Raw genomic sequence first — 18277 nt, 5'->3', positions numbered from 1 at the left:
CCTTCAGGTCAGCTCTTTCAACTCATAGATCAGCTTGAGGGCTTCCATCGGCGTCAACTCGTCGGGATGGACGCCCTCAAGGCGTTCGGCGACCGCCGAGGTCCGGGGCGCTGCGGGTTGCGGGGCGGGGGGTGTCGCGGCGAACAGCGGCAGATCGTCGATCAACGCGGCCTGACGCCCGCCACCCTCACGCTCGCCCTTCTCCAGCGCGTCCAGCACGACCCGCGCACGCGCAACGACCGCCTCGGGCAGCCCCGCCAGACGCGCGACCTGCACGCCATAGGACCGATCGGCCGATCCCTTGCGGACCTCGTGCAAGAATACCACGTCGCCCTTCCATTCCTTGACGGCCACGGTGGCGTTCTGGGCATGGTCCAGCTTGTCCGCCAGCTGCGTCATTTCGTGGTAATGGGTGGCGAACAGGGCGCGACAGCGGTTCGCGTCGTGCAGATGCTCCATCGTGGCCCAGGCGATCGACAGGCCGTCATAAGTGGCGGTGCCGCGGCCGATCTCGTCAAGGATCACCAGCGACCTGTCGTCGGCCTGATTCAGGATCGCGGCGGTTTCGACCATTTCCACCATGAAGGTCGACCGCCCGCGCGCCAGATCATCAGCGGCGCCCACGCGGCTGAACAATTGCGACACCATGCCGATCCGGGCCGAGGTTGCGGGAACGAAGCTGCCCATTTGCGCCAACAGCGCGATCAATGCATTCTGGCGCAGGAACGTCGACTTGCCGGCCATGTTCGGCCCTGTCAGAAGCCAGACCGCCGCCTGGCTGTCAGGGTCGGACAGGTCGCAATCGTTGGCGATGAACGGCCCCTGTCCCTGTTTGCGCAACGCCAGTTCGACCACGGGATGCCGCCCGCCGACGATCTGGAACGCCCGGCTGTCGTCGACGACGGGGCGGCACCAGTCTTCGCCACGGGCCAGATCGGCCAGCGCGGCAGTCAGGTCCAGTTCGGCCAGTGCATCGGCGGTGGCGCTGATTTCCGCAGACCGGGACAGGATGGCGTCCCGCAGGGTAAGGAACAGCCGTTTTTCGATCTCAAGGGCGCGTGAGCCGGCGTTCAGGATCTTCGTCTCCAGCTCGCTCAGCGGCACCGTGGTAAACCGCACGGCGTTGGCGGTGGTCTGACGATGGATGAAGACATCGTTCAACGGCGGTGACAGCATCTTCTCCGCATGGGTCGCCGTCGTTTCGATGAAATAGCCTAGCACGTTGTTATGCTTGACCTTCAGCGTCGGGATTGCGGCCTTTTCGGCATAATCGGCCTGCATCCGGGCGATCACGCTGCGGCCTTCGTCGCGCAGACTGCGTGCCTCGTCCAGCTCGGCGTCGTGACCTTCGGCGATGAAGCCGCCGTCACGCACCAGCAGCGGCGGTTCCGCGATCAGCGCCCGGTCCAGCAGGGCCGTCAGCTCCTCGTGTCCTCCAAGGTCGGCCAGGGCCCGCGCGACAAGATCGGGGCAATCCCCGCCCCTGAGGGTTGTCGCAATCGCTGCCGCACGTTCCAGACCGTCACGGATCGCAGTCAGGTCGCGCGGGCCGCTGCGATCGAGCGACAGACGCGACAGGGCACGGTCCATGTCCGGCACACTTCGCAGATCACGGCGCAGATCGTCGCCAATTCGTGCTTCGGAAAACAGCCAGCCCACCGCGTCCTGCCGTGCGCCGATCACGTCGTGCCTGCGTGACGGACTGCTCAACCGGCGTTCAAGAAGGCGCCCACCGCCGGCGGTCATCGTGCGGTCGATGGCCGCCAGAAGCGATCCGGCGCGCCCCCCTGAAAGGCTGTGGGTCAGTTCCAGGTTGCGCCGGGTGGCCGCGTCGATCTGCATCAGGCCATCGGCGGATTCACGCACCGGCGGTCGCAGCAGTGGCAGTTTGCCCTTCTGCGTCATGTCCAGGTAATCGGCCAAGGCGGCCATGGCCGAAATTTCGGCGCGCCCGAACTTGCCGAACGGGTCCAGCGATTCGGTGCCATATATGGCGCACAGCCGCCGTTCGCCGCCGGCGCTGTCGAAACTGCCGCGCGACAGGGGTGTGATCGCCGCGCCGGATTCGGTCACCAGGTCGGCAAGGTCCAATTCCTGGGTGTCCAGAACGACCACCTCGCGCGGCGCCAGACGGGCCAGCTCGGGACCAAGGCGCACCATCGGGCAGGGAGTGACGTGAAACGCGCCGGTCGAAATATCGCACCACGCCAGCGCCCCTTCACCCCGGATATCGACATAGGCGGACAGGAAATTGTGCTGGCGCGCGCTCAGCAGGCTGTCTTCGGTCAGGGTGCCGGGGGTGACAAGGCGAACGACCTCGCGGCGCACCACCGACTTGTATCCGCGTTTCTTCGCCTCGGCGGGGTCTTCCATCTGTTCACAGACGGCAACGCGAAACCCTTTGCGGATCAGGTTCAGCAGATAGCCTTCGGCGGAATGGACCGGAACGCCACACATCGGGATATCGCGATCCTGATGCTTGCCCCGCTTGGTCAGCGCGATGTCCAGTGCATTGGCCGCCGCGACGGCATCGTCAAAGAACATCTCGTAAAAATCGCCCATCCGGTAGAACAGGAGCGCTTGGGGATATTCCTTTTTGATCTCAAGGTATTGGGCCATCATCGGTGTGACGGCCGCGCCTGCGATGGTCATACTGCCCCCGGGTAAAAGTCAGGGGACAGCTTACAAATCGTGGGGGGTGGGCGAAAGGCGAAAACCCTTCACGATGCGAAGGGCGCGGCCGTTCCCCAAAGCTGGCGCACCCGCTGATCGCGGCCACAGGCATCGCGGTATTTCGCATAGGCGACAGATTTCTGGCGTGGGCCGAAACGGGTCAGGATGATGTCGGATTTCTTGTAATAATCCTGATGATAATCTTCGGCGGGATAAAACGGCACCGATCCCAGAACAGGTGTGACGATGGTTTGGCCCAGGTCTTTCTCGGCCTCCGCGATCTCCTGCCGGGCGACTTTGGCCTGATCGTCGTTGGCTGCGAAGATCGCGGTGCGATAGCTGTCGCCGCGGTCGCAGAATTGCCCGCCCGCATCGGTGGGATCGACCGAGCGCAGGAACATGTCCAATATCTTGGCATAGCTGATCTGCGCCGCGTCATAAGTGATCTGGACCACCTCGTAATGCCCGGTGCCGCCGCGAACGACCTGTTTATAGGTCGGGTTTGCCACGGTCCCGCCGGCATAGCCCGACACGACCTCTTTCACGCCTTTGACTTTTTCGAAATCGGCCTCGACGCACCAGAAACAGCCGCCGGCAACAACGGCGGTTTCGATCGGCGCCGCTTTGGCCGGGGTGCTATTCACGGCAAGGCCAACGACGATGCTGGCGCCCAGCACCAGCGGTTTCAGGGTCTGCAGGGTCAGATACATCGTGAACTCCTTGTTTGGTGCCATCCTGTTGGGTGCCGCCCCACAGAGCAATTCACCCCCTCGTGATGTCACACACAGGTGTCCGATGTTTCAGGGGCCGAACCGCCGGATAAACGGGTCGGCCCCAACGGCAAATCAGCCGCCGCTGCGCTTGTTCCGGTTGGCCAGCAATTTCAGGCGCAGCGCGTTCAGGTGGATGAACCCCGCCGCATCCTTTTGGTCATAGGCGCCGGCGTCGTCCTCGAACGTGACGTGGGCCTCGGAATACAGCGAATGGTCCGACCAGCGGGCAACGGTGCGCACCGATCCCTTGTAAAGCTGGACCCGCACCGTGCCGGTGACATGCTCCTGGCTCTTGTCGATCAGGGCTTGAAGCATCTCGCGCTCGGGGCTGAACCAGAAGCCGTTGTAGATCAGTTCGGCATAGCGCGGCATGATCGAATCCTTGAGGTGCCCGGCGCCGGAATCCAGCGTGATTTGTTCGATCCCGCGGTGCGCTTCCAGAAGAACCGTGCCGCCGGGTGTTTCATAGACGCCGCGTGACTTCATCCCGACAAACCGGTTTTCCACCATGTCCAGTCGTCCGACACCATGCTTGCCGCCCAGTTCGTTCAACCGGGTCAGGATGGTCGCGGGCGACATCGTCTCGCCGTTGATGGCGACGGCATCGCCACGTTCGAACGTGATTTCGACCATTTCAGGCGTGTCGGGCGCATCCACCGGATCGACCGTGCGCTGATAGACGTAATCGGGCGCTTCCTGGCCCGGATCTTCCAGAACCTTGCCCTCGGACGAGGTGTGCAGCAGGTTGGCGTCGACCGAGAACGGCGCCTCGCCGCGTTTGTCCTTGGCGATCGGGATCTGGTTCTTTTCGGCAAAATCCAGAAGTTTGGTGCGGCTTTGCAGCGTCCATTCGCGCCAAGGCGCGATCACCTTGATATCGGGATCCAGCGCATAGCAGGCCAGTTCGAAACGAACCTGATCGTTGCCCTTGCCGGTCGCGCCGTGGGCGACGGCATCGGCCCCTTCGGCTCTGGCGATCTCGACCAGGCGCTTGGAGATCAGCGGCCGCGCGATGGAGGTGCCCAGCAAATACAGCCCCTCGTAAATCGCGTTGGCGCGGAACATCGGGAAAACGAAGTCGCGCACGAATTCCTCACGCAGATCCTCGATATGGATCGACGTGGCGCCCATCATCTCGGCCTTGGCGCGGGCCGGTTCCAGTTCCTCGCCCTGGCCCAGATCGGCGGTGAAGGTCACGACCTCACAGCCGTATTCCGTTTGCAGCCATTTCAGGATGATCGAGGTGTCCAGCCCCCCGGAATAGGCAAGAACCACTTTCTTCGGCGCGTCCATCACTGTCTCCATCCTATGGCAAACCGTCGCGGCGATAGCGGGAATCCGACCCAAGGGCAAGGTCGTGCCTTGCGTGGCGGGCATTCGTGCTTCAAATCGGACCCATGGAAGATTTTGCAGATACCGCCTTGGCCACCACCGCCCGCATGCGGGGATTGTTCCCCGCGACGCCGCTTCAGCGCAACGATTTCCTGTCGGATCGCTTTGGCGCGGATATCTGGCTGAAACGCGAAGACCTGAGCCCGGTCAGATCCTACAAGATCCGCGGTGCGTTCAACGCCATGCGCAAGGTGCGCGCCGAGGCGCCCGATCAATCCCTGTTCGTCTGCGCCAGCGCGGGCAATCACGCGCAGGGCGTGGCGTTCGTCTGTCGCCATTTCGGGGTGCAGGGGGTGATTTTCATGCCCGTGACCACGCCGCAACAGAAGATCGGCAAGACCCGTACATTCGGCGGAGACAACGTCGAGATCCGGCTGATCGGCGACTACTTCGACGATACGCTGGCCTCGGCCCAGGCGTTCTGCGCCGAGGCGGGGGGACATTTCCTGTCGCCGTTCGACGACGATCACGTGATCGAAGGCCAGGCCAGTGTCGCGGTCGAAATTCTGGAAGACCTTGAAACACCGCCCGACATTCTGGTCCTGCCGGTGGGCGGCGGTGGATTGTCGGCCGGGATGACCGACTATTTCCGCGAAATGTCGCCCCAGACCGAAATCATCTATGTCGAACCGGCCGGCGGCACCAGCCTTGCCGCCGCGTTGCGGGCGGGGCAACCCGTCACCCTGCCGAAGATCGATTCGTTCGTGGATGGCGCTGCCGTCGCGCGGATCGGTCAGAAGACATTCGCCGTCCTGAAGGACGTTGACCCCGCCGATGTGCTGAGCGCGCCGGAAGACCGGATTTGCCTGACCATCCTCGAGATGTTGAACATCGAAGGCATCGTTCTGGAACCTGCGGGCGCTTTGTCGATCAACGTTCTGGACGATCTGGCCGAGCGGGTGCGCGGCAAGACGGTCGTCTGTGTCACTTCCGGCGGCAACTTCGATTTCGAACGGCTGCCCGAGGTGAAGGAGCGCGCCCAGCGATATTCGGGCGTCAAGAAATACTTCATCCTGCGCCTGCCCCAGCGCCCGGGCGCCCTGCGTGGCTTTCTTGACCTTCTCGGGCCTGACGACGACATTTCGCGGTTTGAATACCTGAAGAAATCGGCACGCAATTTCGGATCGGTCCTGATCGGTATCGAAACCAGTGATGCCGCCAATTTCGTTGGTTTGTTCAAACGGCTCGACGCGGCCGACTTTGTCTATCAGGACATCACGACGGATGAGACGCTGGCACAATTCCTGATCTGACGACGGCGCCACCAACGTCGCAGGCTAACCGACATCGCCCAAGCGCAACTGCAGGCCGTGCAGAAAAACCCGGCGTGATTGCGCATAGGTGTCGGTCAACCGCTCCAGGTTCACCGGGCCGGTGTTTGTTTTCAATGCGGTCTCCTCGGTTTCGCAAAGTTTGGCGAATGTTCTGAATCCAAGGTTCAGCGCGCTTCCTTTCAGGAAATGCAGCGTTTCCGCCACCCCTTCGCCGCCGGAGCAGGCGCTGATCCGCGCCATGGCTTCTTCCACCTCGTCCAGGAACACGACGACGATCTCGTGAAAATCATCCTCGCCGATGTCGTCACGCAATGTTTGCACGTGGTCCCAGGCGATCATCTTGCACCTCCTCTTTCCGAAGGCCACTTTCACCCCAACGTCCTAATAATTCATGACGATCGGTGGCCTTCGCCGCTTAACCCAGCCTTAAGGGCGGCGTGTGTAGATGGCTGGATGAACATTGATGCCGATTTCACAGATGATGGAAACGCCATGGGCAGGGCACATGCCGTCGCGCTGCGCGAAGATGTCATCAGGCGCGTTCTCATCATCGACGACAGCCGTCTGCAACGGCGGCTCCTGGCGTTTTCGCTGGCCAAATGGGGGTTTCACGTCGAAACGGCGGCGTCCGGTGAAGAAGGGCTGGAACTGAGCCGGGATGGCGATTTCGATCTGATCATCTGTGACTGGATGATGCCCGGCATGACCGGTCCCGAATTCTGTCGCCTGTTCCGACAGGAAGGGTGCGGTCGATACGTCTATGTGATCATCCTGACGTCGAAATCCGAGAAAGGCGAGATTGCCACGGGTCTGGAAAGCGGGGCGGACGATTTCATCACCAAGCCGGTCAGCGGCGAAGAACTGCGCGCCCGGATCAATGCGGCCGCCAGAATTCTTGGCAACGAACGAACCCTCTCACAGCGCAATGCCGAAATTTCGGCGGCTTACGCTGAAATAAAAACGCTGTATGCGGCCGTCGACCGCGACCTTGGCGAAGCGCGCAAGCTGCAACATTCACTTCTTCGCGAACGAAATCTGGATCTGGGGTCGGCCCGGGCCTCGCTGATCCTGCGCTCGTGCGGGCATGTCGGTGGTGATCTGGTCGGGCATTTCCATATTGGCGATTCGGCGGTCGGTCTGTTCGCGCTGGATGTGTCGGGCCACGGGATCGCATCGGCGCTTCTGACGGCGCGTCTGGCCGGCTATCTGTCGAACGGCACGCCGGATCAGAACATCGCCCTGCGCAAGGACGCAACCGGCGCCTTTATCGCGCGACCCCTGGCGGATGTCGCGCATCTGTTCAACCGAATGATGTTGGAGGATGTTGAAACCGAACATTATTTCACGATGATCCTGGCGTATGTCGATCTGTCGTCGGGTCGGATCGACATCCTGCAGGCGGGGCACCCCCATCCCATGGTTCAGCGGGTGAACGGCGACATCGAACTGATCGGCGCTGGCGGCATGCCGGTCGGTCTGATCGCGGATCCGGTGTTCGACGTTTCGATGGTTCAACTTCGCCCCGGTGACCGGTTTCTGGTGGCGTCGGATGGCATCACCGAATGTGCCGACACGTCCGGCGCGTTCCTGGGCGAAGAGGGTTTGGGCGACATCCTTCACAACAACGCGCATCTCAGGGGAGAGACCTTTTTCCAGGCTCTTCTATGGGATCTCGCCGCGTTCTCGGACCGCGAGGAGATGGAGGATGACGTGTCCGGCGTCCTGCTGGAATACGACGGGGTGCCTCAGGACAACCCGATATGACGGGCGACGAAGGCCGCATCGCCGTCGTTGCCAAGGGCTCTCACCGCTGCCCCTGCCGTGACCCAGAGCGCGGAATGGTGCAATTCACGTGGGGGTTCGATGTTGTGAACCGGCCGGGCCAGAAAAACCGTGCAGATCTTCTCGGCCCAGAGATCGTATTCCGGCATGAAGGTGAAGCGCCGGAATGCCCCCAGGCGACGCGGCGACGCAATGCGCCATCCGGTTTCTTCCAGGACTTCGCGATGCAGGGCCGCCAACGGCTGCTCGCCCCCATCGACGCCGCCACCGGGCAGCTGGACTTCGGGGGTCGGTGCGGTCTGATGTGTCAGCAACAGCATGCCATCGCGCGGCAGGATCGCATAGACTCCGGGTCGCAAGACATAGCGCCGCCCTTTCTGTGCCGCATCGCCATACCGTCTGATCATGGCTGCCTCCCGCCGGGTTGGTAGATTGCTTGTTCCACCTATATGGACACGGTATGCCAACGCGAGTTGCGTAAGGAAACCCCATGACTATTGGCTCTACCATCGCCTGGGACGATACCGTCCTGCCGTTTCAGCTTGACCGAAGTGACATCCGCGGGCGGATTGCGCGTCTTGACGGCGTGCTTGACCACGTGCTCGGCCAGCACGATTACCCGCCACAGGTCGAAGCACTGGTCGCCGAGATGGCGGTTCTGACCGCAATGATCGGCCAGACGGTCAAGCTGCGCTGGAAGCTGTCGTTGCAGGTGCGCGGCGACGGACCCGTGCGCCTGATCGCCACCGATTATTACGCGCCAAGCGATGATGGCAAGCCGGCGCGGATCCGTGCGTGGGCCAGTTTCGACGCCGATCGGCTGGACCCTGACCAGTCGGCGTTCGACATGATCGGCAAGGGATATTTCGCCGTTCTGCTGGACCAGGGGCAGGGCACCACGCCTTACCAGGGGATCACGCCCATTGCCGGTGATTCCGTGACGGCCTGTGCGCAGACGTATTTCGCCCAGTCCGAACAGCTTCCGACGCGGTTCGCGCTGACCTTCGGGCGCAATTCGGTGCCGGGCGGCGACGAAAGCTGGCGCGCGGGCGGGATCATGCTGCAACATATGCCCAAGGCGTCGCCGGCCATTTCGGAAGGCGGGTCGGGCGAACAGGGGTTGCTGGAAGCCGACGACATTCTGGATGAGGATGAAGCCGAAAACTGGCTGCGCGCCAATACCCTTCTGGATACGGTCGATGATCTTGAGCTTGTCGGCCCGAGCGTTCAGCCGACCGAGCTTCTGGTGCGCCTGTTTCACGAGGAACAGCCGCGCGTGTTCACCCCGCAACCCGTCAAGTTCGGCTGCGGCTGTTCCGCCGACAAGGTGCGTCAGAGCCTGTCGATCTATTCCGCGAAGGACATCGCGCATATGACCACCGACGACGGAATTGTGACCGCCGACTGTCAGTTCTGCGGCGCGCATTACGAATTCGATCCCAAAACCCTGGGATTCGAGGCGGAAACCGGTCCAGACGATGCGGTATCGTGACTTACGCCACGAGCTGAAGGCGGCGTTGGCGCGGTCCGGTGCCGCGTCGTCGGATTTCGATCTGGATCACGGGGTCGCCATGACCCCGGGCCGTCCCCTGCGCGAGGCCGGCGTTCTTGTCGGTGTTCTCGAAACGGACGCCGGTCCCGATCTGGTCCTGACCAAGCGGTCTTCGGCGCTCAAGCATCATCCCGGCCAGATTTCGTTTCCGGGTGGCAAGGTCGAGCCGACGGATCAGGGTGCGATGGGCGCGGCCCTGCGCGAGGCGAAAGAAGAGATCGGGCTTGACCCCGCCAACGTCGAGGTTCTTGGTGCACTGGACTCGCATGAAACGGTCACGGGGTTCACCATGCGGCCGGTGCTGGCGTTGATACGCGCCGATTTCACGCCGCGTGCCGAACCCGGAGAAGTGGCCGAGGTGTTTCGTGTGCCGCTGTCGCATGTCACCGATCCGGCGCGCTTTTCGGTCCAGTCGCGGGCCTGGCGTGGCGGGCGGCGGCATTACTTCGCGGTGCCGTTCGGGCCCTATTACATCTGGGGTGCGACTGCGCGGATTCTGCACGGACTGGCTGAAAGGATGCATAAATGACCCTGGTTGAAAATCAGTGTTCTGTTCCCTCGGACGCGCGGACGATCCTGGATGCGTTGGAGGATCAAGGTTTCGCGGCGTACCTTGTCGGCGGGTATGTGCGGGACGTCCTGATGGAGCGTCCGACCGGCGATCTTGATATTGCGACCGCGGCGCCCCCGAACCGGGTCACGACGATTTGCGAAGCGGTCGGTTTGAAGGTGGTGCCCACAGGCATCGACCACGGCACCGTCACCGTGGTTGTCGGAGGTCACCCCCATGAGGTGACGACATTCCGCCATGACGTCGAAACCGACGGTCGACACGCGACGGTCGCCTTTACCGACGTGATGGCCGAAGATGCGGCACGGCGCGATTTCACGATGAACGCACTCTATGTCGATCGCCACGGCAGAGTGCACGACCCGTTGGGCGGCTTGCCCGATCTGCGTGCGCGCCGGGTTCGGTTCATCGGGGATGCGGCGCGCCGGATCGCCGAGGATCACTTGCGCATCCTGCGGTTCTTCCGGTTCCATGCCTGGTTTGCGAACCCCGATCAAGGTCTGGACCGCGATGGCCTGGCCGCCTGTGCCGCCGCAGCCGAGGGGATCGAAAACCTGTCGCGCGAGCGCATCGGCCACGAAATGCTGCGGCTTCTGGCGTCCCCCGACCCCGCGCCGGCCCTGTCCGCGATGCACCAGAGCGGTATTCTGGCGCGGGTGCTGCCCGGTGCGGATCCGCAACATATGGCGCTTTTGCTGCACGTCGAAGACGGCAGGACGCCCGATCCGATCCGCCGACTTGCCCTGCTGGGTGGTGAGGATGCGGCCGATCGTCTACGTCTTTCGCGTCAGGACGCGAACCGGCTTGCGCTGTTGCGGGCCCTGGTTGCGGGGACCGAGCGGCCCGCCGGAATCGCCTATCGCTATGGTGCGGATATGGCGATCGATACGGCCATCCTGGCCGCCGCGATGTTCGAAACGCCGCTGCAGGACGATCTGGTCCAACAGGCCGAACGCGGCGCGACGGCGCAATTTCCCGTGGCGGCCGCCGATCTGATGCCGGATTTGCAGGGCATCGCGCTGGGTCAGAAACTTCGTGCGCTGGAACAGGAGTGGATCGATTCGGATTTTCGCCTGACCCGCGACCGCCTGCTGTCATGATCGGGTCCGATTGCCGTGTGGCCCGGGGCAGCGTCTAGCGATGCGCACCAGAAGCCATCCGATGTTCCGCCTGCTGGAAGACATGGTCGATCCCTACGGATCGTATCCCGAAACCGATGTGCCGCCGACGCGGCTATGGCCGTTCATCCGCGACTATTCCGTGCCGTTTCGCAAGGTTTTCGCCCTCACCGCGGCCACGTCCGTGGTCGTGGCCGCGGTCGAGGTCGGGCTGATCGCATATATGGGACGGGTGGTGGACCTGCTGACCGGGCCGCCGGCGCAAGTGTGGGCCAATCATGGCACCGAATTCATCATCGTGGCGCTGTTCATCCTGTTCATCCGCCCGGTTCTCCAGGCATTGAACGTCGGTCTTCTGAACAATGCGATCCTGCCGAACTATGGCACCCTTTATCGGTGGCGGGCCCATCGCCACGTGCTGCGCCAGTCGGTCGGCTGGTTCGAGAACGATTTCGCCGGCCGTATCGCCAACCGCATCATGCAGACGCCGCCAGCGGCGGGCGAGGTCGTGTTCCAGGCGTTCGATGCCATCACGTTTTCGCTGGCCTATATCGTCGGCGCGGCGATCCTGCTGACCGATGCCGACCCGCGCCTGTTGATCCCGCTGGCAGGATGGCTGTTGCTTTATGGCATCCTGATGCGCTGGACGATCCGGCGGGTCGGCCCGGCCAGCCAGGCGGCATCGGACGCGCGCAGCGCAGTCACGGGCCGCGTGGTCGACAGCTATACCAACATCCATTCCGTCAAGCTGTTCGCGCAGGACGATACCGAGGTGCGCTATGCCAAGTCCGCCATCGAACACGCGCGCCAGACGTTCAATGTGGAAATGCGGATTTTCACTGTCATGGACGTGTCCCTGGTCGCGTTGAACGGGCTGCTGATCATCGGTGTGGTCGGCTGGGCGATGTGGCTGTGGTCCAGCGGCAGCGCGACCGTGGGGGTCGTTGCCGCCGCGACCGCGCTGGCCCTGCGGCTGAACGCGATGACCGGCTGGATCATGTGGGCGCTGACCACGTTCTTCCGCAACCTTGGTGTCGTGGCCGAAGGGATGCAGACCATCGCCCAGCCGATCGCCATCACCGACGATCCCGGCGCGCCGGATCTGAAGCTGACCGAGGGGCGGATCGAACTGAAGGGGCTGACGCATCACTATGGTCGCGAGTCGGGCGGATTGGAAAACCTGTCGCTGACCATCGCACCGGGCGAAAAGGTCGGCATCGTCGGGCGGTCGGGCGCCGGGAAGTCCACGTTGGTCAAGCTGTTGCTGCGGTTCTATGATCCCGACGGCGGGCAGATCCTGATCGACGGGCAGGACATCACCAAGGTGCGGCAGGATTCGCTGCGCCTGGCCATCGGGATGGTGCAACAGGACAGCTCGCTTTTGCATCGCTCGGTGCGCGAGAACATCACCTATGGCGCGCCCCACGCGACCGAGGATCAGATGCTGGCCGCCGCCCGCAAGGCGCAGGCCCATGATTTCATCCTGGACCTTCAGGATCCCGAAGGCCGATCCGGTTATGATGCCGAGGTCGGTGAACGGGGGGTGAAGCTGTCGGGCGGGCAACGGCAACGTGTCGCGCTGGCCCGCGTGATCCTGAAGAATGCGCCGATCCTGGTCCTGGACGAAGCGACAAGTGCCTTGGATTCCGAGGTCGAGGCCGCGATTCAGGACACGCTTTATGGCATGATGGAGGGTAAAACCGTGATCGCCATCGCCCACCGCCTGTCCACCATCGCCCATATGGATCGTATCCTGGTGATCGACGATGGGCGGATCGTTGAAATCGGCAGCCACGATGAATTGCTGGCGAAGCAGGGCCTTTATGCCGGCTTCTGGTCGCGCCAATCGGGCGGTTTCATCGACACCGAAGCGGCCGAGTAACGCGCCCGAGGTTGCCCTTCGCCAAAGACCGCTTACGTTGGGGAGTGACCGCCACGGTGCGGTCCCGCGCCAGCCCGCGCCCCTGACCCAAACCCGATGGAACCCGCGCGATGGAGCGTTTTGCCAACCTGATAGATGCGTTCCGGCCCGCCGACGGCCCGCCGCCGCGGACGTTGATGGCGTTCTTCGGCTGGAACCTGGAAGGGGCCTGGAAATGGCTGTGGATCGCCGGGGTCTTTTCGGCCCTTGCAGGAACGGCCGAAGTGGTCACCGCGATCCTGTTGGGTCATGTGATCGACGCGGCGCTGGCCACCGGCGTTTCGACCTTCTTTGCCGAAAACCTGTGGATGCTGGTCGGCGTCGCGGCGTTCTTCATGGTGGTGCGCCCCGCATTGTTCGGCCTGTCGGCGGCATCCAACGCGATCATCGTTGCCCCGAACGTGAACCCGCTGGTCCTGACCCGGCTGCACCGTTGGACGCTGGGCCAGTCGGTGACGTTCTTCGACGATGATTTCGCCGGTCGGATCGCGCAGAAACAGATGCAGGTCAGCCGCGCCATCACCGATGTCGCGACCGAAATCATCAACGTGGTGTTCTTTGCCCTGGCGTCGCTGGTCGGATCGGCGATCTTGCTGGGGTCGATCAACCTGTGGGTCGGGGCCGCGCTGGCGGTCTGGGTCGTGGCCTATCTGTGGTTGATTCGCTGGTTCATGCCGCGCATCCGGTCACGTTCAATGGCTCGTGCGGCGTCACGCGCCATGGTGTCGGGCCAGGTCGTGGACACGATCACCAACATCAAGACGGTCAAGCTGTTCGCCCATGCCGATCACGAGGACAAGGCTGCCATCGGCGCGATCCGCACGTTCCGCGACAAGGTGATCCGGTTCGGTGTCATGGCGTCGGGGTTCCGGGTGTCGCTGATGACGCTGGCGGGGATCTTGCCCGTGCTTCTGGTCGGCGGCACCCTGTATCTGTGGTCCGAGGGCAACGCGACGCCGGGCGATATCGCCGCCGCAGGCGCCATCGCGATCCGCATCGCGCAGATGACCGGCTGGGTGTCGTTCACGCTGATGGCGATCTATGCCAACGTGGGCGAGGTCGAGGATGGCATGAACACCCTGACGCCGGCTCACACATTGACCGACGCCACCGATGCCACGGCGCTGACGGCCGACGGCCCGATTCACTTCGACAACGTCGCTTTTTCCTATGGCCGCGATGTCGGCGGGATCGATGGCGTGGATCTGACGATCGCGCGCGGCGAAAAGCTGGGCATCGTGGGGGCGTCGGGGGCCGGCAAGTCGACGCTGGTCGCGCTGTTGTTGCGGCTTTACGATCCCGAAAAGGGCAGCGTGACCATCGGCGATCAGGATCTGCGCCACGTCACCCAGGAAAGCCTGCGCCGCAAGATCGGGATGGTCACCCAGGAAACCGCGATGTTCAACCGGTCGGCGCGCGACAACCTGTGCTATGGGCGGCCCGATGCGACCGAGGATCAGATGATCGCCGCGGCGAAACGTGCCGAAGCGCACGACTTCATCCTGGATCTTCAGGATCACAGGGGGCGGCGCGGCTACGACGCGCACCTGGGCGAACGGGGCGTGAAACTGTCCGGCGGTCAGCGGCAGCGCATCGCGCTGGCCCGCGCCATCCTGAAGGATGCGCCGATCCTGATCCTGGATGAGGCCACAAGCGCGCTGGATTCCGAGGTCGAGGCGTCGATCCAGACGGCGCTGGACAACGTGATGGAGGGCAAGACGGTGCTGGCCATTGCGCACCGCCTTTCGACCATCGCACAGATGGACCGGATCGTGGTCATGGATCGTGGGCGCATTGCCGAACAGGGCACCCACGAAGACTTGCTGGCACGTGACGGGATCTATGCGCAATATTGGCGACGTCAGTCCGGCGGCTTCATCGACGTCCGACAGGCCGCCGAATAAGCGGGACGGATTGCGGACCGGCCCGGGATGTGACCCCTTGCCCGAGTTGCGCCGGCACCCTATTGCGCGGGGCATGACACACACAATCGAACGTCTCGGCCATCACGGCGACGGTATTGCGGCCGGCCCGATCTTTGTCGCACGGACGCTTCCGGGCGAAGTGATCACGGGCGAGGTGACGGGAAACCGGATCACCGCACCGCGCATTGTCACACCGTCCGCGAACCGGGTCACCCCACCGTGCCGCCATTACAACACCTGCGGCGGATGTGCGTTACAGCACGCGTCCGATGCGTTCGTCGCCGACTGGAAGGTCGGCGTCGTGGTATCGGCCCTGGCCGCCCAGGGAATCACGGCACCCATCAACGGCCCGGCCACATCGCCCCCGAACAGCCGCCGCCGCGCAACCCTGTCGGCGCGCCGCACGAAAAAAGGCGCCATGGTCGGGTTTCACGGCCGCGCGTCGGACACGATCAGCGCGATCGATGACTGTCATCTTCTGCACCCGGCGATCATGGCCGGTTTGCCCGCCTGCGAGGCGTTGACCGTCGCCGGGGCGTCCCGCAAGGGCGAGCTGGCATTGACCGTGACCGCATCGGAATCCGGTCTCGATATCGCCGCGCTCGGCGGGAAAGACCTGGACCAGCCACTGCGAACCACGCTGGCCGGCATTGCCGACCGGCATGACCTGGCCCGCCTGACCTGGGAGGACGAGCTGATCGCCGGCGCCCGTCCGCCAGTGCAGAGCTTCGGCGCCGCAAAGGTCGCACCGCCTCCCGGTGCGTTCCTGCAAGCCACGGCCCACGGGCAACAGGCGTTGACCGAGGCAGTGATTCGCGCTGTCGGACCGGCCAAACAGGTGATCGACCTGTTCGCCGGGTCCGGCACCTTCGCCCTGCCCCTGGCGCGAACGGCAGAAGTGCACGCGGTGGAAGGCGAACGCGCGATGATGGACGCGCTGGACCAGGGATGGCGCGGGGCGACGGGCCTGAAGCGCGTCAGTTGCGAGACGCGTGACCTGTTCCGCCGCCCGATGCTGCCGGATGAATTGAACCGATACGCTGCGATCGTCATCGACCCGCCCCGCGCCGGGGCCGAGGCGCAGACGGCGGAAATCGCGCGCTCAACCGTGCCTGTCGTTGCGGCCGTGTCGTGCAACCCGACCACCTTCGCGCGCGATGCCAAACTGCTGTGCGATGCGGGATTCACGCTGGACTGGGTCGCGGTCGTGGACCAGTTCCGCTGGTCGCCCCATGTCGAGGTGGCGGCGAGGTTCAGCCGTAAACATGTCACGAACCGACAGCACGGAAAAAACGCATGACCATACGCGACAAGGTGAACGACTGGGTCGAATCCCGGTTCGTGGTCAACTTCATCCTCGGGGTGATCCTGCTGAATGCGGTGATCCTGGGGCTCGAGACGTCGGACGCGGTGATGGGCGCCACCGGACCGTTGCTGCCGACACTCGATTCGCTGTGTTTGCTGATCTTCGTGATCGAAATCGCGGCCAAACTGTTTGCCAAGGGCCTGCGCTTCTGGCGCAAGGGCTGGAACATCTTCGACTTCACCATCGTCGCATTGTCGCTGGTGCCGGGGTCGCAATACCTGAGCGTGCTGCGGGCGCTGCGCATTCTGCGATTGCTGCGGGTGATTTCGGTGGCCCCGTCGCTGCGCCGGGTCGTCGAGGGGTTCGTCTCGGCCCTGCCGGGCATGACGTCGGTGTTCCTGCTGATGGCGTTGATCTTCTATATCGGGTCGGTCATGGCCACCAAGCTGTTCGGCCAGAGCTTTCCCGAATGGTTCGGCAACCTTGGCCTGTCGGCCTATTCGCTTTTCCAGATCATGACGCTGGAATCATGGTCCATGGGCATCGTGCGCCCGGTGATGGAGGTTTATCCCTATGCCTGGACGTTCTTCGTGCCCTTCATCATCGTCACGACGTTCGCCGTGGTAAACCTGCTGGTGGGCCTGATCGTCAACGCGATGCAAGACGCGCACCAGATGGAAAACGTCGAGCGAACAGATACCTATCGTGACGAGGTTCTGGCCCGCCTGATCGCGATCGAAGCGCGTCTGGCGCAGCAGGACCATCCTGCGGTGCCGCCGTCAGGCCACGACCCCAACAAACCGTGATCGCGGTTCCGTGAATTGCGGTTCTCGCAGCGGCGATTTTTGGGTATAGCCATCGAAAACACCGAGGCAGCAGAAACAACCATGCGATTCCTGAAAATATTCGCCGCTCTGGCGCTCTTCGCCGCATTGACCGCATGTGGCGATTCGAAGTTCCGCACCTACAACGGGCCGGAAGTGACGCAGATCCAGGTTTTCAAGGGTCAGCGGGTCATGCACCTGATGCACAACGATCGCCGGCTGGAATCCTACAAGTTCGACCTGGGATTCGCCCCGGTGGGCCACAAGCAGGTCGAAGGCGACGGGCGCACCCCCGAGGGCGTCTATTTCATCGACCGGCGCAATCCGAAAAGCCGCTTTCACCTGTCCATCGGCGTGTCCTATCCCAACGAAGCGGACCGGGCGAACGCCAAGGCGCTGGGCAAGAGCCCGGGCGGCGACATCTTCATCCACGGGCGTGGTCCGTTCTACAAGAAGAAGAAGAATCGCAAGAAGGATTGGACCTGGGGCTGCATTTCCGTGTCAGACAAGGAAATGGAAGAGATCTATTCGATGATCCAGACCGGAACAACCATCGTGATCATGCCCTGATCCGCCACCCGCGGCAAAAGTGGCCCGCGTGGGATGCGCTCCGCGCGGGGGTATTTGGATCAATGAGACGTCAGGTGCCGGTAATCAGGGTCCACCAGAGTTTGCCGTTCGGTTCCTGGAACCAGGCGACGCCGATCTGCCGGGCCTGCGGGTCGATCAGCACATCGCGGGTGCGTTTTTCGGCGGACCAGGCGGCAAGCGTCTCAAGCTCGGTTTCGAAGGTTTCGGAAATGTTCTCGCCCAGAAGGGTGCCGCGATAGCCGACGCGCCGCACCCGATCGATCGGCGACGATCCGTCCGAGCCGAAATGCCAGGGCCGGTTCTGCACCGCCATGTCGCGCGAATGGGTGGCTGCTGCGGCGTTCAGTTCGGCACTGAAGCTGAGAGGCGCCACACCCCTGGCCTGGCGCAGGGCGTTGACCCCATCCAACATTCTGAACTGGACCGCGGCGGTATCAGCCTCGGAAATCCTGTAGATCTGGGGCAGGGGGCGACCGTCTGCGCCCAGCTGCGGCGGAGCGGGCGTGGCGCAGGCTGTCAAAACAAGAAGAGCCGGAACAAGAACAGCAAAACGACGGATCATCGGATAACCACCA

General features: G+C 63.3%; 16 protein-coding genes. 10 read left to right on the top strand and 6 right to left on the bottom strand.

Features of this window, described 5'->3' with window-relative positions:
* Positions 1-3: 3 nt before the first annotated feature.
* The 3 genes from mutS to CFP68_RS04485 form a co-directional block, all read right to left on the bottom strand.
* On the bottom strand, positions 4-2652 hold the full coding sequence (gene mutS / locus CFP68_RS04495; protein WP_241523947.1) for a DNA mismatch repair protein MutS: 2649 nt from the start codon (positions 2650-2652) through the stop codon (positions 4-6).
* 68 nt (positions 2653-2720) lie between these two features.
* On the bottom strand, positions 2721-3383 hold the full coding sequence (gene msrA / locus CFP68_RS04490) for a peptide-methionine (S)-S-oxide reductase MsrA (RefSeq protein WP_099825340.1): 663 nt from the start codon (positions 3381-3383) through the stop codon (positions 2721-2723).
* Between the two features lie 135 nt (positions 3384-3518).
* Positions 3519-4739 (bottom strand): argininosuccinate synthase, encoded by a 1221-nt coding sequence (locus CFP68_RS04485; RefSeq protein WP_099824986.1) that lies wholly within the window; start codon positions 4737-4739, stop codon positions 3519-3521.
* Positions 4740-4843: 104 nt separating this feature from the next.
* On the opposite strand from CFP68_RS04485, the gene ilvA reads away from it, so the two are divergent.
* Positions 4844-6091: a threonine ammonia-lyase IlvA gene (gene ilvA / locus CFP68_RS04480; protein WP_099824984.1), complete on the top strand. Its 1248-nt coding sequence runs from the start codon at positions 4844-4846 to the stop codon at positions 6089-6091.
* A 24-nt stretch (positions 6092-6115) separates the two neighbouring features.
* On the opposite strand, the gene CFP68_RS04475 is transcribed toward ilvA, so the two are convergent.
* Positions 6116-6451, bottom strand: a complete 336-nt coding sequence (locus tag CFP68_RS04475) for an Hpt domain-containing protein (RefSeq protein WP_099824981.1) — start codon at positions 6449-6451, stop codon at positions 6116-6118.
* A 114-nt stretch (positions 6452-6565) separates the two neighbouring features.
* Here CFP68_RS04475 and CFP68_RS04470 point away from each other — a divergent pair, with 114 nt between their 5' ends.
* A complete protein-coding gene (locus CFP68_RS04470; protein WP_241523946.1) occupies positions 6566-7876 on the top strand; it encodes a PP2C family protein-serine/threonine phosphatase in 1311 nt (436 codons plus the stop codon).
* On the opposite strand, the gene CFP68_RS04465 is transcribed toward CFP68_RS04470, so the two are convergent.
* Positions 7858-8301 (bottom strand): NUDIX domain-containing protein, encoded by a 444-nt coding sequence (locus tag CFP68_RS04465; RefSeq protein WP_099824978.1) that lies wholly within the window; start codon positions 8299-8301, stop codon positions 7858-7860. The two genes, CFP68_RS04470 and CFP68_RS04465, sit on opposite strands and share 19 nt — an antisense overlap.
* Positions 8302-8384: 83 nt before the next feature.
* Between CFP68_RS04465 and hslO the strand changes: the two genes are divergently transcribed.
* The 8 genes from hslO to CFP68_RS04425 all read left to right on the top strand — a co-directional run bounded on the left by hslO (position 8385) and on the right by CFP68_RS04425 (position 17681).
* Positions 8385-9386: an Hsp33 family molecular chaperone HslO gene (hslO, locus tag CFP68_RS04460; RefSeq protein ID WP_099824976.1), complete on the top strand. Its 1002-nt coding sequence runs from the start codon at positions 8385-8387 to the stop codon at positions 9384-9386.
* The gene (locus tag CFP68_RS04455; protein WP_099824973.1) at positions 9373-9975 is read left to right on the top strand and encodes a CoA pyrophosphatase; all 603 of its coding nucleotides are present in this window, start codon (positions 9373-9375) and stop codon (positions 9973-9975) included. The genes hslO and CFP68_RS04455 overlap by 14 nt, the downstream gene beginning before the upstream one ends.
* Complete coding sequence (locus CFP68_RS04450; RefSeq protein WP_099824971.1) at positions 9972-11117, top strand: CCA tRNA nucleotidyltransferase; 1146 nt, start codon at positions 9972-9974, stop codon at positions 11115-11117. Before CFP68_RS04455 ends, CFP68_RS04450 begins: the two co-directional genes overlap by 4 nt.
* Before the next feature lie 61 nt (positions 11118-11178).
* The gene (locus CFP68_RS04445) at positions 11179-13017 is read left to right on the top strand and encodes an ABC transporter ATP-binding protein (RefSeq protein ID WP_099825335.1); all 1839 of its coding nucleotides are present in this window, start codon (positions 11179-11181) and stop codon (positions 13015-13017) included.
* Positions 13018-13127: 110 nt separating this feature from the next.
* Positions 13128-14960 carry an ABC transporter ATP-binding protein gene (locus CFP68_RS04440; protein WP_099824969.1) on the top strand — a complete coding sequence of 611 codons (1833 nt, stop codon included), beginning with the start codon at positions 13128-13130 and terminating at the stop codon, positions 14958-14960.
* Between the two features lie 73 nt (positions 14961-15033).
* Positions 15034-16281, top strand: a complete 1248-nt coding sequence (locus CFP68_RS04435; protein WP_099824966.1) for a class I SAM-dependent RNA methyltransferase — start codon at positions 15034-15036, stop codon at positions 16279-16281.
* On the top strand, positions 16278-17093 hold the full coding sequence (locus CFP68_RS04430; RefSeq protein WP_099824964.1) for an ion transporter: 816 nt from the start codon (positions 16278-16280) through the stop codon (positions 17091-17093). Before CFP68_RS04435 ends, CFP68_RS04430 begins: the two co-directional genes overlap by 4 nt.
* 81 nt (positions 17094-17174) lie before the next feature.
* Positions 17175-17681 carry a L,D-transpeptidase family protein gene (locus CFP68_RS04425; RefSeq protein WP_099824962.1) on the top strand — a complete coding sequence of 169 codons (507 nt, stop codon included), beginning with the start codon at positions 17175-17177 and terminating at the stop codon, positions 17679-17681.
* A gap of 70 nt (positions 17682-17751) precedes the next feature.
* Here the strand turns inward: CFP68_RS04425 and dalA are convergent, their stop codons facing one another.
* Positions 17752-18264, bottom strand: coding sequence for a divisome-associated lipoprotein DalA (gene dalA, locus CFP68_RS04420; RefSeq protein ID WP_099824960.1), 513 nt, complete (start codon positions 18262-18264; stop codon positions 17752-17754).
* Positions 18265-18277: the final 13 nt, after the last annotated feature.

It is taken from the genome of Oceaniglobus indicus (assembly GCF_002751875.1).
Taxonomy (GTDB): Bacteria; Pseudomonadota; Alphaproteobacteria; order Rhodobacterales; family Rhodobacteraceae; genus Oceaniglobus; species Oceaniglobus indicus.
This window is presented reverse-complemented; position numbering and strand designations above follow the sequence as displayed.

Excerpts from the sequence above, each read along its gene's own strand:
- msrA (WP_099825340.1), bottom strand. The coding sequence starts at position 3,383 with ATGTATCTGACCCTGCAGACCCTGAAACCGCTGGTGCTGGGCGCCAGC.
- CFP68_RS04425 (WP_099824962.1), top strand. The coding sequence starts at position 17,175 with ATGCGATTCCTGAAAATATTCGCCGCTCTGGCGCTCTTCGCCGCATTG.
- CFP68_RS04475 (WP_099824981.1), bottom strand. The coding sequence starts at position 6,451 with ATGATCGCCTGGGACCACGTGCAAACATTGCGTGACGACATCGGCGAG.
- CFP68_RS04465 (WP_099824978.1), bottom strand. The coding sequence starts at position 8,301 with ATGATCAGACGGTATGGCGATGCGGCACAGAAAGGGCGGCGCTATGTC.
- CFP68_RS04455 (WP_099824973.1), top strand. The coding sequence starts at position 9,373 with ATGCGGTATCGTGACTTACGCCACGAGCTGAAGGCGGCGTTGGCGCGG.
- CFP68_RS04430 (WP_099824964.1), top strand. The coding sequence starts at position 16,278 with ATGACCATACGCGACAAGGTGAACGACTGGGTCGAATCCCGGTTCGTG.
- CFP68_RS04445 (WP_099825335.1), top strand. The coding sequence starts at position 11,179 with ATGTTCCGCCTGCTGGAAGACATGGTCGATCCCTACGGATCGTATCCC.
- CFP68_RS04470 (WP_241523946.1), top strand. The coding sequence starts at position 6,566 with ATGAACATTGATGCCGATTTCACAGATGATGGAAACGCCATGGGCAGG.
- CFP68_RS04450 (WP_099824971.1), top strand. The coding sequence starts at position 9,972 with ATGACCCTGGTTGAAAATCAGTGTTCTGTTCCCTCGGACGCGCGGACG.
- mutS (WP_241523947.1), bottom strand. The coding sequence starts at position 2,652 with ATGACCATCGCAGGCGCGGCCGTCACACCGATGATGGCCCAATACCTT.
- CFP68_RS04485 (WP_099824986.1), bottom strand. The coding sequence starts at position 4,739 with ATGGACGCGCCGAAGAAAGTGGTTCTTGCCTATTCCGGGGGGCTGGAC.
- CFP68_RS04440 (WP_099824969.1), top strand. The coding sequence starts at position 13,128 with ATGGAGCGTTTTGCCAACCTGATAGATGCGTTCCGGCCCGCCGACGGC.
- ilvA (WP_099824984.1), top strand. The coding sequence starts at position 4,844 with ATGGAAGATTTTGCAGATACCGCCTTGGCCACCACCGCCCGCATGCGG.
- CFP68_RS04435 (WP_099824966.1), top strand. The coding sequence starts at position 15,034 with ATGACACACACAATCGAACGTCTCGGCCATCACGGCGACGGTATTGCG.
- hslO (WP_099824976.1), top strand. The coding sequence starts at position 8,385 with ATGACTATTGGCTCTACCATCGCCTGGGACGATACCGTCCTGCCGTTT.
- dalA (WP_099824960.1), bottom strand. The coding sequence starts at position 18,264 with ATGATCCGTCGTTTTGCTGTTCTTGTTCCGGCTCTTCTTGTTTTGACA.